The following is a 12,830-nucleotide window of genomic DNA, read 5'->3' as shown; positions in this document are numbered from 1 at the left end:
GACGAGGCACGGCTATGGACCGCGTTACTGCTGTGCGACGATAATTCCCATCGCACGGTGCGCGGACGGTCTAGGGAGGTTTCACGGTGGTCGCGGCGGATGACGCCTCGAGCTTCGCTCGCAAACTGGGCATCCAACGGGACCAGGTCGTCCAGGAATGGGGCTGGGACGAGGACTCCAACGACGACATCCGGGCCGCGGTCGAGGAAGCGTGCGGCAGCGAGCTGCTCGACGAGGACACCGACGAGGTCATCGACGTCGTGTTGTTGTGGTGGCGCGACGGCGACGGCGACTTGGTGGACACCCTGATGGACGCGATCAGCCCGCTGGCCGAGGACGGGGTGATCTGGGTGTTGACGCCCAAGACCGGCAAGCCGGGACACGTGCTGCCCGCGGAGATCGCCGAGGCGGCCCCCACCGCCGGCCTGATGCCGACCTCGTCGGTCAACCTCGGCGATTGGAGCGCCAGCCGGCTCGTGCAGCCCAAGTCGCGGACCGGGAAGCGTTGATGCTGTCCGTCGGCACCGCCGCCCCCGACTTCACCTTGCGCGACCAGAACCAGCAGCCCGTCACCCTGAGCTCCTTCCGCGGCGCCAAGAACGTCCTGCTGGTGTTCTTCCCGCTGGCGTTCACCGGGATCTGCCAGGGCGAGCTGGATCAGCTGCGCGACCACCTGCCCGAGTTCGAAAACGACGAGAGCGTGGCCATGGCGATCTCGGTGGGTCCGCCACCCACGCACAAGATCTGGTCGCTCGAGAGCGGGTTCATGTTTCCGGTGCTCTCGGATTTCTGGCCGCACGGCGAGGTCAGCCAGGCCTACGGGGTGTTCAACGCCGACGCCGGCTATCCCAATCGCGGTACCTTTGTCGTCGACCGGTCGGGGATAATCCGTTTCGCCGAGATGAAGCAGCCCGGTGAGTCACGCGACCAGCGGCTCTGGCGCGAGGCGCTGGCGGCTCTGCACGCCTGATGTTTGGGTGCTCGGCCCGTCGGCGTGTAGCCTGCTGCGGACGTTTCAGGGGCGCGTAGCTCAGTGGTAGAGCTCTGGTTTTACACACCAGCGGTCGGCGGTTCGATACCGTCCGCGCCCACCGATGTGCATGCGGATGAGCGTTGCCTACCGGCATCGGCTACGCCTGCGGAGACTTGGCCGGCGCCGCGAGCGTAACGGCACGGCGATATTGTGCTCCGAGTTTCGCAGTGAGGTTACGCTTGCGGGCTCGCGCAAGTCATCGCGGCTGAGCGCTTCCCGCCCTATCGGCGCAGCACGGGGCACAGCTGATGCAGCACGTCGGGATCTTCGATGGTGGAGGGGGGCGGCTCGTCATGACCATGGGCGATCGCGCGCATCGACTTGCGTAAGATCTTGCCCGACCGGGTCTTTGGCAACGCCGCGACGATGTCGACCTGTTTCAGGCACGCGACCGGGCCGATCTCTTCGCGGACCAGATCGACCAACTCGGCCGCGATCCCGTCCGGCGCCGCGCCGGCGTTCAGGACGACGAATCCCCGCGGAATCTGGCCCTTGATTTCGTCGGCGACCCCGATCACGGCGCATTCGGCCACTGCCGGATGAGACGCCAGGACCGCCTCGATCTCACCGGTCGACAACCGGTGCCCGGCCACGTTGATGACGTCGTCGATGCGGCCCATGACGAACAGGTATCCGTCCTCGTCGACGAATCCGCCGTCGCCGGTGAGGTAGTAGCCGGGATGCTCGCACAGGTACGACGACTCGAACCGCGCGTCGTCCTGCCACAACGTCGGGAAAGTGCCCGGCGGCAGTGGGAGGCTGAGACAGATCGCACCTTCCTCCCCGGGCCGGCATCCGCTGCCGTCGGGGTGCAGGATGGCGACGTCGTAGCCCGGCATCGCCACCCCGGGTGACCCTGCTTTGATCGGGAGAGCTTCGATGCCAACCGGATTGGCGGCGATTGCCCACCCGGTCTCGGTCTGCCACCAATGGTCGATGACCGGGATGTCCAGCTTCTGCGACGCCCAGTGATAGGTGCCGGGGTCGAGCCGCTCGCCGGCGAGGAACAGCGATCGCAGCGAGGCGCGGTCGTAGCGGGCCAGCCACCTGCCGAGCGGGTCCTCCTTCCGAATCGCGCGGATGGCCGTCGGGGCGGTGAAGAGCACGTTGACACCGTGTTCGGCCACCACGCGCCAAAACGCGCCGGCATCGGGCGTTCCGACCGGCTTGCCCTCGTACAGCACGGTGGTCGCGCCGGCCAGCAGCGGCCCGTAGACGATATAGGAGTGCCCAACCACCCAGCCGACGTCGGATGCCGCCCAGAACACGTCCCCGGGGCATACGCCATAAATGTGGCGCATGCTCCACAACAGGGCCACCGCGTGACCGCCGTTGTCACGCACGACGCCCTTCGGCTTGCCGGTCGTGCCTGAGGTGTACAGGATGTAGAGCGGATCCGTCGCCGCGACCGGCACGGCAGGCGTGGGCTGCGCATCGGACATCAGCGCGTCCCAGTCATGGTCGCGGCCGTCAATTAGCTTGCAGCGCAGGCGATCCCGTTGAACGATGATGCAGTGCCGCGGCGGGTGCACGCTGGCGTCGATCGCCGCGTCGAGCATTGGTTTGTACTGCACGACCCGTGTCGGCTCGATGCCGCAGGACGCCGTCACGACCACGGCGGGGCGGGCGTCGTCGATGCGCGTGGCCAGCTCATGGGCCGCGAATCCCCCGAACACCACGGAGTGCACCGCCCCGATCCGTGCGCACGCCAACATGGCGACGAGCGCCTCGGGGATCATCGGCATGTAGATCACCACCCGATCACCCTTCTCAACGCCGAGCGTGCGCAGGACGCCCGCGAAACGTGAAGTGACGTCGAGCAGTTCGGCGTAGGTGATCGTGCGCTTCGTTGCGGTCACCGGCGAGTCGTAGACGAGCGCGGCTTGGTCGCCGCGACCGGCCTCGACGTGCCGGTCCAACGCGTTGGCGCACGTGTTCAGCTCGGCGTCGGGAAACCAGCGGTAAAACGGCGGTCGGCTGTCGTCGAGGATCTGCCGCGGTGGGCGGGTCCACGTCACCTCGCGCGCCGCGACCCCCCAGAACTGTGCCGGGTCTGCAAGGCTGCCTCGGTGCAGGTCGCGGTAGCGGCCCATGGCCTCTTCTCCTCCGCTGAAGGGAACGATGCCAGTGCAGTACAGACGATAGGTGCCCCGGCCACAAGGGCCCTTGGACCCCTGGGTGCCGCCGCGCGTTGCCGCTGATCTACCGGTATGGCAAGGTCTGGGGGCGTGGGCGAGCACCCCGATTTTCACGGCGCCGGCGCCGGACGCACCGCGCCGCCCGTCGGGCCACTGCCGGCCGACCAGCAGCCGGCCACCAAGGCCGATCTGTACGCCGCGGTCGATGCGCTGCGCGCCGACATGCGCAATGTGCTCGACGAGGTCCGCACCCTGATCGCCGGCGCGGATCGCCGCGCCACCGACACCGGTGCGCGGCCGCACATCGACGACGACGAATGGTGATCGGCGTGAGACCGTTTCGCATCGACGTCTTCGACGACGTCCTGGTGGACCTGCGGTCGCGGCTGGAGCGCACCCGCTGGCCCGAGGCCGAGTGCGTCGACGACTGGAGCCAGGGCATCCCGTTGGGCTACACCCGCGAGCTGGCCGGCTACTGGGCCACCGAGTACGACTGGCGCTCCCGTGAGGCCGCGCTCAACCGCTTCGACCAGTTCGTCACCGACATCGACGGGCTCGACATTCATCTCATCCACCAACGTTCGCCGCACGACGACGCCTTCCCACTGGTGATCACCCACGGCTGGCCGGGCTCGATCGTGGAGTTCCACAAGGTGATCGAGCCGCTGACCAACCCGGCGTCCGGGCGCGCCGAGGACGCCTTTCACGTCGTGTGCCCGTCGCTGCCGGGGTACGGGTTCTCCGGCAAGCCCACCCGCACCGGTTGGGGCGTCGAAAGGATTGCCGAGGCGTGGGAGACGCTCATGCTGCGCCTGGGCTACGACCGCTACGGCGCGCAGGGCGGCGACTGGGGCGCCGCCGTCACCACCCAGATGGGCCGAAACCGGGGGCACTGCGCGGCCATTCACCTGAACATGCCGATCGGGCGGCCCACCAAGGAATCCCTGGCCAATCCGACCGCCGAGGAGCAACGCGCCCTGGCCGCGATGGCCGAGCACCGCAAGTGGGGCACCGGTTATTCCAAGCAGCAGTCCACCCGTCCGCAGACGCTGGGCTACGGGCTGGTCGATTCGCCGGTGGGGCAGCTGGCGTGGATCGTCGAGAAGTTCTGGGCGTGGTCCGATTGCGACGGGCACCCGGAGAACGTGTTCAGCCGCGACGAGCTGCTGGACAACGTGATGGTGTACTGGGCGACCGCCACCGGCGCGTCGTCGGCCCGGCTGTACTGGGAAAGCTTCCGGGTCTTTGGCCAGATGGACCGGGTCGAATTGCCCACCGGCGTCAGCGCTTTCCCGGGCGAGCTGCTGAAGGCGCCGCGAAGCTGGTGCGAGCCGGTGTACAACATCACCCACTGGACGGACATGCCGCGCGGCGGCCACTTCGCCGCGTTCGAGCAACCGGAACTGTTCGTCGACGACGTGCGGGCGTTTTTCGCGACGGTGCGTTAGACGATCCGCCAGCCCCTGCGCGCCCGAAAGCGCATGTCCCACAGGTAAATCTGATAGCCGAGGATCCACGCCCGGTGTGGGATCAGCCGGTCGGCCAGCCGCAGGGCGGCCAGCAGCCACTCGAACCGGCGCTGCTGGCCCGGCGACCACTCCAGCCGCATCATCGCCCGGAACTCGGGGGCCAGGAATCCCGTCGTCGCGAACAGGTTGAACGGTCCCGCCAGGACCCGCAGCGGCCACGGCAGAAACGCCACCGACGCCACCCCGCGCAGGTGCTCGCGCACCGGCGGGTCGATGCGCAGCTCGTCGAGGGAGCGCTTCCAGTACTCGTCGAACGCGGCGCGGTCCGGCGGCCACATGCGCTCGGGCACCTGCAGCGTGGTGCCCAACCGCTTCGCGTCGCGGTAGACGGCGTCGGCGGTGGAGTCGTCGAGTGGGCCATGCAAGAACTCGTGCTGATCCACGAAGTAGCGGTACAGGCACGATGCCACCCACAGCTGCAGCTTGGGGTCGAAGGCGTTGTAGGACACCGGACTTGACGACGTCGAGCGAACCTGCCGGTGCGCGACGTCCACGGCGCCGCGGATCAACGCCCGGTCGGACTCGGTCCCGATGGCCGCCACCGCCAGGTAGGTCCCGGTGGTGCGGGCCCGCTTGAACGGATGCTTGTAGACGTTGCCGCTGTCCACCGGGCTTTCCAGCACGCCGTAACCCACGCCGGGCAAGGACAGCTGCATGATCACGTTCGCGGCGGGCAACAACACCGCCGCCGGGTTCAGCAAATCGGCGATCCGGGTCGCCGGCCGCATCATCGCGGATTACCCCTCATGGCGTCGAGTACACCACGGCAGGGCGTTATTTCCGCCGGAAAATGGGCAGTCGAGGACGATGAGTACTCAACCCGGTAACCCGCGGCCACTCGCCCGCCCGCCCAACCTGGCACCGACGGCCGACCCCGACGCCTTGCTGTGGTGGGTGGTGGGCCTGCTGATCCTTGTCGTGATCGTGGCCGCCGTTCTGGCGATCTAGCGCGGCCGACGCCGCGGCGCGTGTGAGACGCTGCCGGGGTGTCTGCGACGCGGCCCCGGATCGCGGGCGTGCTGGCCGGGTACCTGGCCGACCTCGCCCTGGGCGACCCGCAACGCGGCCATCCGGTCGCCCTGTTCGGCCGCGCGGCCGCGGCGCTGGAGCGCGTCACCTACCGCGACAGCAAGGCCGCCGGCGCCCTGCACGCGGGCCTGCTGGTCGGCGCGGTGACGGTGCCGGCCGCGGCCGTCGCCCGCCGGTCCGCCGCCGCCACCGGCGCGGCCACGTGGATATGCCTGGGCGGAACTTCATTGGCGCGCACGGGACTGGAGATGTCGCGGCTGCTCGAGCGGGACGACGTCGCGGCCGCGCGACGGCTGCTGCCGTCGCTGTGTGGGCGCGACCCGGCGCGGCTGGACGCCGCCGGCCTGACCCGCGCGGCGCTGGAATCGGTCGCGGAGAACACCTCCGACGCCCAGGTGGCGCCGCTGCTGTGGGCGGCGGCCGGCGGGGCGCCCGCGGCGCTGGCCTACCGCGCGATCAACACGCTGGACTCGATGGTCGGCCACCGGTCTCCGCGTTATCTCCGATTCGGTTGGGCCGCAGCGCGATTGGATGACGCAGCCAACTATGGCGCGGCGCGCGCGACCGCGGCGCTGGTGGTGCTCTGTGCGCCCGTCGTCGGCGGATCCCCGGCGGCCGCGCTGCGCGCCTGGCGCCGCGACGCGGCCCGGCATCCCAGCCCCAACGCCGGTGTGGTCGAGGCGGCCTTCGCCGGGGCGCTGGGCGTCCGGCTCGGCGGTCCCACCCAGTATCACCACGAGCTGCAGATCCGGCCGACGCTCGGCGACGGCCGGCAGCCCGAGGTGGACGACCTGCGCCGCGCGGTGGCCTTGTCGCGGGCGGTTCAAGCGGCCGCGGCGCTGTTGATCGGGCTTTTCGGGGCGTTGAGTGTGCATCGATGGCGTTGAGAGTGCGTGTAGGGCGGGACCATCGCAATTTTCGCGCCCTCAGCGCACACTGAAAGCCCTCAGCGCACACTGATCGTCGCTATCGCCGGCGGCCGTAGCGGTCGGCGAGTTTCTCCTCGACCGTCGTCGGGGCCTCCGGCGCCGCGTGCTTCTCCCGGCGGCGGACGCGGATCTCGGAGTAGATGAAGTAGCCCAACCCGATCGGCGCCAGGATGCCGAACGAAATCCACTGGATGCCGTAAGACAGGAACGGTCCGGCGTCGAGGTGCGGGATGCCGATCACGCCCAGCCCGCCGGGCTGGTTCTCGACCAACTGGAGATACGACCCGGCCAGCGGCACCGTGGTCAGCGCCGCGACCTGCTCGGTGTTTATCGAATACACCTGTCGCACGCCGTCTGCGACGAAGGGATCCTTGCCCGGAGCGGTGGGCTCCGAGTCACGCAGCCGGGCCGTCAGGGTGACCGGCTCCGCCGGCGGGCGGGCGATCGGGGGCACGTGTGAGCCCTGCTGGGGCCGCACGTAACCGCGGTCCACCAGCACGGTGGGCCCGCCGTCGACGACGAACGGCGCCAGCACTTCGAACGCCGGGTCACCCTCGACGACCCGCAGTCGGGCCAGGACTTGAACGTCGGGCAGGTAATGGCCGGTCGCCGTGACCCGGCGCCACTGTGCGCCCGGCGCCGACGAATCCTGCTGGGGCAGCAGCGTTTTCAGGGGAACAGGCGCGGTGTTGAGGGAGTACTCGATCTGGCGGTTCTCCCGGGAGGTCCTGGTGTTCTTCCCCAGCTGCCACGGCGCGAGCACCATGAAGCACAGGTAGGTGAAGGAGACGACCACCAGGGCCAGCGCTATCCAGCCCGGCCGCAGCAGAAATGCCCAGCGGCGCATCAGCCGTGCCCGTTCTCCGCGAGCCGTTCGTCGACCCAGTCGTGCAGGCCGGGCAGCGCGGCCTCGATGACGGCCAGCACCTCCTCGAAGTCCTCGGGGTCGCCGTAGTAGGGGTCCTCGACGTCGGGGGCGTGGGCGCCCGAGCGTGGGTCGAACGACCGCAGCATCCGGATCCGCTCCTCGTCGACGCCGAGCTGGCGCAACATCCGAACGTGGTTGCGCCCCAAGGCCACCACCAGGTCGGCCGCGAGGTGGTCATCGTTGAGCTGGGCGGCGCAGTGGGCGGTGGAATAGCCGTGGGCGCGCAGCACCCGGGCGGCCCTGTCGTCGGCGCAGCTGCCGACGTGCCAATTGCCGGTGCCGGCGCTGGTCACCCGCACCGCGTCACCCAGGCCGCGCCGCTGCAGCTGGTCGGCGAACATCTTCTCGGCCATCGGGGAGCGGCAGATGTTGCCGGTGCAGACGAAGGTAACGTGCAGAGTTTCAGACACCCAGGGCCCTCCGCAGGTCGTCGATCGTCGCGGCGTGCGTGATCCCGGCGCTGTTCGCGTCGCCGAAGTCGTCGCGCCCGTAGCCCCAGCCGACCACCACGGTGTCGATGCCGTGCGCGGCCGCGCCGTGCACGTCGTGACTGCGGTCGCCGACCATGAGCACCCGCTCGGGCAGCGGCCGCAGCTGTGCCAGCGCGTGGGCCAGCACCTCTTCCTTGCTCTTGCGCGAGCCGTCGGGCGCCGCGCCCGCGATGACCTCGAAATATCGGTCCAGCCCGAAATGGGCGAGGATGCGCCGGGCGGTCGGCTCCAGCTTGGAGGTGGCCACCGCCAGCCGCACGCCGGCGGCGCGCAGGTCGGCCAGCAGCTGCTCGATCCCGTCGAACAGCGTGTTCATCGCCCAGCCGCGGGCGCCGTACTCGGCCCGAAAGGCCGCGATCGCCTCCTCGGCCGAGTCGCCCAGCAGAGAGCGGAAGGTGTCGTCCATCGGCGGGCCGACGATCTGAGCGGCCAGATCGCCCTCGGGCACCGCCGCCCCGATGTGGCCCAGCGCGTGCAGGAAGCTGGCGACGATCCCTTCCGCCGAGTCGGTCAGTGTGCCGTCGAGATCGAAGATCACCAGGTCCGCCACCTGGGCGCCGCCCGACGGAGCGCGACGCGCGGCGCGGTGAGCTGGAGGCGGGCAATGGGCGGCTGTGCCTGTCACCTCACTATTGTCCTCGATGGCCGGTTTCCTGGTGCGACGGCGTTCCCGCCACGCGCTCGCGGGGGCCCACTAGTGTTTCTCGGATGGCGACTCTGAACCCGAGCCCGCCTGCGGCGGACCGCTATCACGGTGATCAGGCGGTCGCGCCCGGGATGCTCGATTTCGCCGTCAACGTCCGGCAGCCGCGGCCGCCGGAGTGGCTGACGCGGCGACTGGCCGAGCGGCTGGGAGACCTGGCGAGCTACCCGAGCCTGCGCGACGTGCACAGGGCCCAGGACGCGGCCGCCGCGCGACACGGCCGCGCCCGCGACGAGGTGCTGCCGCTGGCCGGGGCGGCCGAGGGGTTCGGGCTGCTGCCCAACCTGCGCCCGGCGCGCGCGGCGCTCGTCGCGCCGTCGTTCACCGAACCGGCCGTGGCGCTGGGCGCGGCCGGGGTTCCCGTCGAGCATGTCGTGCTCGAGCCGCCGTTTCGCCTCGACGGCGCGCGGGTGCCCGACGACGCCGACCTGGTGGTGGTCGGCAACCCGACCAACCCCACCTCGGTTCTGCACACCAGGGAGCAGCTGATCGCGCTGCGCCGGCCCGGCCGGATCCTGGTGGTCGACGAGGCGTTCGCCGATTCGGTTCCCGGCGAGCCGGCGTCGCTGGCCGGCGACTCCCTGCCCGACGTGCTGGTGCTGCGCAGCCTGACCAAGACGTGGGCGTTGGCCGGCCTGCGGGTGGGTTATGCGCTGGGCGCGCCGGAGGTGCTGGCGCGGTTGACGGCGCGGCGCGCCCACTGGCCGGTGGGGACGCTGCAGCTGACCGCCATCGCGGCCTGCTGCGAGCCGTGGGCCGTGGCGGAGGCGGCGGCCGGTGCGCTGCGGTTGACGCGGTTGCGTGCCGAGATGGTGGCCGGCCTGGCGTCGGTGGGCGCAGACGTGGTCGACGGGCGGGCGCCGTTCGTCCTGTTCCGGCATCCGGACGCCGCCTCGCTGCGAAACAATTTGGAGCGCAAGGGGATTGCCGTGCGCCGGTGCGACACCTTCGTCGGCCTCGACGAGAGGTACCTGCGGGCCGCGGTGCGCCCCGAGTGGCCGCTGCTGGTCGACGCGATCGCCGGGGTGTCGCGGTGACCGTGCCGCTGGCCGACGTGATCGCCGTGCTCGACGAGGCGTACCCGCCGCGCCTGGCCCAGTCGTGGGATTCGGTCGGGCTGGTGTGCGGCGACCCCGACGACGCGGTGGACTCGGTGACCGTCGCGGTCGACGCGACCCCGGCCGTCGTCGACGAGGTGCCCGAAGCCGGCCTGCTGCTGGCCCATCACCCGCTGCTGCTGCGCGGGGTCGACACCGTGGCCGCCAGCACGCCGAAGGGCGCGCTGGTGCACCGCCTGATCCGAACGCGGCGTTCGCTGTTCACCGCGCACACCAACGCCGACTCCGCGTCGCCGGGTGTGTCCGACGCGCTCGCCGACGCCCTCGGCCTCACCGTCGAGGCCGCCCTCGAACCGGTCTCGGCCGCAGCCGATCTCGAGAAGTGGGTCGTCTACGTGCCGCGCGAGAACGCCGCGGCGGTGCAGGACGCCGTGTTCGAGGCCGGCGCCGGCCACATCGGCGATTACTCGCACTGCAGCTGGACCGTCAGCGGCATCGGGCAGTTCCTGCCGCACGAGGGTGCCTCTCCCGCGATCGGCAGCGTCGGCAGCGTCGAGCGGGTGGCCGAGGACCGCTTCGAGGTCGTCGCTCCCGCCCGCGCCCGGCGCGCGGTGCTGGCGGCGATGCGCGCCGCCCATCCCTACGAGGAGCCCGCGTTCGACATCTTCGCGCTGGTGCCCCCGCCAAGCGACGCCGGGCTCGGCCGCGTCGGCAGGCTGCCGCGGCCGGAGCCGCTGCGCGACTTCGTCTCCCGCGTCGGGGCCGCGTTGCCGCGGACCTCGTGGGGCGTGCGCGCGGCGGGGGACCCCGACCTGCCGGTGTCGCGGGTCGCCGTGTGCGGCGGCGCCGGGGACTCGCTGCTGGCCGCCGCGGCCGCCGCGGACGTGCAGGCCTACGTCACCGCCGATCTGCGCCACCATCCGGCCGACGAGCACCGCCGGGCCTCGAGTGTGGCCCTGGTCGACGTGGCGCACTGGGCAAGCGAATTCCCCTGGTGCGAGCAGGCCGCCGGCGTGCTGCGGTCGCGTTTCGGGTCGGCGCTGCCCGTGCACGTGTGCACCATCCGCACCGACCCTTGGAATGTCGGGCATCTGGGTTACGACGACGGGGGAGGACCGCCATGAAAGCCGAGGTGACACAGCAACTTTCGCTGCTCGAATTGTCGAAGCTGGACGCGGAGCTGTCGCGCATCGAGCACCGGGCCGCCCACCTGCCGCAGCAAGAGGCGGTCGATCGGATCCGCGCCGACCACAACGCCGCCGCCGACCGGCTGGGCGCGGTGCGAATCGCCCTGGAAGACTTGGACGCCCAGGTGTCACGCTTCGAGGCGGAGATCGAGGCGGTGCGGCAGCGTGAGGACCGGGACCGCGCGATGCTTCAATCGGGCGCCACGGATGCCAAGCAGCTGGCGGACCTTCAGCACGAGCTGGAGACCCTGCTGCGGCGTCAGACCAGCCTGGAGGACTCCCTGCTGGAGGTGATGGAGCGCCGCGAGGAGCTGCAGGCCCGGCTGGCCGCCGACGAGGCGGCGGTCGAGGCGCTGCAGTCCGAGCTGGCCGACGCCCAGCGGGCCCTCGACGCCGCGGCCGCCGAAATCGACGAGGCCCGCCAGCAGCACTCGTCGCGGCGCGACGCGCTGTCCGCGGCGCTGGATCCCGCCCTGTCCGCCCTGTACGAGCGCCAGCGCGCCGGCGGCGGCCCGGGCGCCGGGCCGTTGCTCGGGCATCGGTGCGGGGCCTGCCGGATCGAGATCGGCCGCGGTGAACTGTCCCGCATTTCCGCCGCCCCCGAGGACGAGCTGGTGCGTTGCCCGGAATGCGGAGCAATCCTGCTGCGGGTCAAGGGATTCGACAAGTGAAGGTCGTCATCGAGGCCGACGGCGGCTCGCGCGGCAACCCCGGGCCGGCCGGGTACGGCGCGGTGGTGCGCAGCGCGGACCGCGAGACCGTGCTGGCCGAGGCCAAGCAGGCCATCGGCATCGCGACCAACAACGTCGCCGAATACCGCGGGCTGATAGCCGGTTTGGACGACGCCCTGCGGGCGGGCGCCACCGAGGCCGAGGTCTTCCTGGATTCCAAGCTGTTGGTCGAGCAGATGTCCGGGCGGTGGAAGGTCAAACATCCCGACCTCATCAAGCTCCACGCCCAGGCGCGCGAGCTGGCATCGCGGTTCGACCGGATCGGCTACCGGTGGGTTCCGCGCGACCGCAACTCGCACGCCGATCGGCTGGCCAACGAGGCGATGGACGCCGCCGCCGGCGCCGCCGAGCCGGTGGCGCAATCCGATCCGCCGGTCGTCGAGCCGGAGAAAACCGCAGCGGTGGAGGCCAAGACGTCGCCCGGCTGGACCGGCGCGCGCGGCACCCCGACCCGGCTGCTGTTGCTGCGGCACGGGCAGACCGAGCTGTCGGCGCAGCGCCGCTACTCGGGGCGCGGCAACCCGGCGCTGACCGACGCCGGGCGCCAACAGGCGGGGGCCGCGGCGCGCTACATGGCGCAGCGGGGCGGGATCGCCGCGGTGATCTCGTCGCCGCTGCAGCGCGCCTACGACACCGCGGCCACCGCCGCCAAGGCGCTCGGGCTGGACGTGACCGTGGACGAGGACTTGATCGAGACCGACTTCGGGGCGTGGGAGGGGTTGACGTTTGCCGAAGCGGCCGAACGAGATCCGGAACTGCACCGGCGCTGGCTGCGCGACACCAGCACCGCCCCGCCGGGCGGTGAAAGCTTCGATGCGGTGCTCGATCGGGTGCTCAGGGTGCGCGAGCGGGTGATCGCCGCGCACCGGGGCGCCACGGTGCTGGTGGTGTCACACGTGACCCCGATCAAGATGCTGTTGCGGCTCGCGCTGGACGCCGGCCCGGGGATCCTGTACCGATTGCATCTTGATCTGGCATCGTTGAGCATCGCAGAGTTTTATTCGGACGGAGCATCGTCGGTGCGGCTGGTGAACCAGACGGGTTATCTTTAGGCGGGTATAAGGGGGCACCGAT

Annotated in this window: 15 protein-coding genes and 1 tRNA gene; 11 read left to right on the top strand and 5 right to left on the bottom strand. The window is 70.8% G+C overall.

Annotation, left to right across the window (positions count from 1 at the left end; genetic code table 11):
• Positions 1–86: 86 nt before the first annotated feature.
• From A5705_RS02495 to A5705_RS02485, 3 genes are all read left to right on the top strand, one after another.
• Entirely contained in the window at positions 87–509 is a 423-nt protein-coding gene (locus A5705_RS02495; protein WP_067874235.1) for a DUF3052 domain-containing protein, read from the top strand.
• Positions 509–970 carry a peroxiredoxin gene (locus A5705_RS02490; RefSeq protein ID WP_067874238.1) on the top strand — a complete coding sequence of 154 codons (462 nt, stop codon included), beginning with the start codon at positions 509–511 and terminating at the stop codon, positions 968–970. The genes A5705_RS02495 and A5705_RS02490 overlap by 1 nt, the downstream gene beginning before the upstream one ends.
• Before the next feature lie 49 nt (positions 971–1,019).
• Positions 1,020–1,091: transfer RNA gene (locus A5705_RS02485), tRNA-Val, on the top strand.
• Positions 1,092–1,254: 163 nt separating this feature from the next.
• On the opposite strand, the gene A5705_RS02480 is transcribed toward A5705_RS02485, so the two are convergent.
• Positions 1,255–3,126 carry a propionyl-CoA synthetase gene (locus A5705_RS02480; RefSeq protein WP_068275105.1) on the bottom strand — a complete coding sequence of 624 codons (1,872 nt, stop codon included), beginning with the start codon at positions 3,124–3,126 and terminating at the stop codon, positions 1,255–1,257.
• Positions 3,127–3,243: 117 nt separating this feature from the next.
• Between A5705_RS02480 and A5705_RS02475 the strand changes: the two genes are divergently transcribed.
• Positions 3,244–3,495, top strand: a complete 252-nt coding sequence (locus tag A5705_RS02475) for a hypothetical protein (protein ID WP_082956249.1) — start codon at positions 3,244–3,246, stop codon at positions 3,493–3,495.
• Between the two features lie 5 nt (positions 3,496–3,500).
• Positions 3,501–4,619, top strand: a complete 1,119-nt coding sequence (locus A5705_RS02470; RefSeq protein WP_082956272.1) for an epoxide hydrolase family protein — start codon at positions 3,501–3,503, stop codon at positions 4,617–4,619.
• On the opposite strand, the gene A5705_RS02465 is transcribed toward A5705_RS02470, so the two are convergent.
• On the bottom strand, positions 4,616–5,431 hold the full coding sequence (locus tag A5705_RS02465) for an oxygenase MpaB family protein (RefSeq protein ID WP_068275097.1): 816 nt from the start codon (positions 5,429–5,431) through the stop codon (positions 4,616–4,618). The genes A5705_RS02470 and A5705_RS02465 overlap by 4 nt on opposite strands.
• 76 nt (positions 5,432–5,507) lie before the next feature.
• Between A5705_RS02465 and A5705_RS27635 the strand changes: the two genes are divergently transcribed.
• Both A5705_RS27635 and A5705_RS02460 read left to right on the top strand, forming a co-directional pair.
• Complete coding sequence (locus tag A5705_RS27635) at positions 5,508–5,648, top strand: hypothetical protein (RefSeq protein ID WP_156763007.1); 141 nt, start codon at positions 5,508–5,510, stop codon at positions 5,646–5,648.
• A gap of 38 nt (positions 5,649–5,686) precedes the next feature.
• Positions 5,687–6,616 carry a cobalamin biosynthesis protein gene (locus tag A5705_RS02460; RefSeq protein ID WP_068275094.1) on the top strand — a complete coding sequence of 310 codons (930 nt, stop codon included), beginning with the start codon at positions 5,687–5,689 and terminating at the stop codon, positions 6,614–6,616.
• A gap of 79 nt (positions 6,617–6,695) precedes the next feature.
• On the opposite strand, the gene A5705_RS02455 is transcribed toward A5705_RS02460, so the two are convergent.
• Genes A5705_RS02455 through A5705_RS02445 form a run of 3 tightly spaced genes read right to left on the bottom strand, consistent with a single transcriptional unit; the run spans position 6,696 to position 8,615 of the window.
• Positions 6,696–7,505 carry an SURF1 family protein gene (locus A5705_RS02455; RefSeq protein ID WP_068275091.1) on the bottom strand — a complete coding sequence of 270 codons (810 nt, stop codon included), beginning with the start codon at positions 7,503–7,505 and terminating at the stop codon, positions 6,696–6,698.
• Positions 7,505–7,996: a low molecular weight protein-tyrosine-phosphatase gene (locus A5705_RS02450; protein ID WP_067874273.1), complete on the bottom strand. Its 492-nt coding sequence runs from the start codon at positions 7,994–7,996 to the stop codon at positions 7,505–7,507. The genes A5705_RS02455 and A5705_RS02450 overlap by 1 nt, the downstream gene beginning before the upstream one ends.
• On the bottom strand, positions 7,989–8,615 hold the full coding sequence (locus A5705_RS02445) for an HAD-IA family hydrolase (protein WP_067874494.1): 627 nt from the start codon (positions 8,613–8,615) through the stop codon (positions 7,989–7,991). The genes A5705_RS02450 and A5705_RS02445 overlap by 8 nt, the downstream gene beginning before the upstream one ends.
• Here A5705_RS02445 and cobC point away from each other — a divergent pair.
• The 4 genes from cobC to A5705_RS02425 are packed head-to-tail and all read left to right on the top strand — an operon-like array spanning position 8,591 to position 12,808.
• On the top strand, positions 8,591–9,817 hold the full coding sequence (gene cobC / locus A5705_RS02440; RefSeq protein WP_369803292.1) for an Rv2231c family pyridoxal phosphate-dependent protein CobC: 1,227 nt from the start codon (positions 8,591–8,593) through the stop codon (positions 9,815–9,817). The two genes, A5705_RS02445 and cobC, sit on opposite strands and share 25 nt — an antisense overlap.
• Positions 9,814–10,962, top strand: a complete 1,149-nt coding sequence (locus tag A5705_RS02435; RefSeq protein WP_067874278.1) for a Nif3-like dinuclear metal center hexameric protein — start codon at positions 9,814–9,816, stop codon at positions 10,960–10,962. The genes cobC and A5705_RS02435 overlap by 4 nt, the downstream gene beginning before the upstream one ends.
• The gene (locus A5705_RS02430; RefSeq protein WP_067874280.1) at positions 10,959–11,696 is read left to right on the top strand and encodes a zinc ribbon domain-containing protein; all 738 of its coding nucleotides are present in this window, start codon (positions 10,959–10,961) and stop codon (positions 11,694–11,696) included. Before A5705_RS02435 ends, A5705_RS02430 begins: the two co-directional genes overlap by 4 nt.
• Positions 11,693–12,808 (top strand): bifunctional RNase H/acid phosphatase, encoded by a 1,116-nt coding sequence (locus A5705_RS02425; RefSeq protein WP_067874282.1) that lies wholly within the window; start codon positions 11,693–11,695, stop codon positions 12,806–12,808. Before A5705_RS02430 ends, A5705_RS02425 begins: the two co-directional genes overlap by 4 nt.
• The last annotated feature ends 22 nt before the right edge of the window (positions 12,809–12,830 follow it).

Origin of the sequence: Mycobacterium sp. E787 (assembly GCF_001668725.1) — a bacterium.
Lineage (GTDB): Bacteria > Actinomycetota > Actinomycetes > Mycobacteriales > Mycobacteriaceae > Mycobacterium.
The sequence above is the reverse complement of the archived record's forward strand: the minus strand, read 5'-3'. Positions and strand labels throughout refer to the sequence as shown.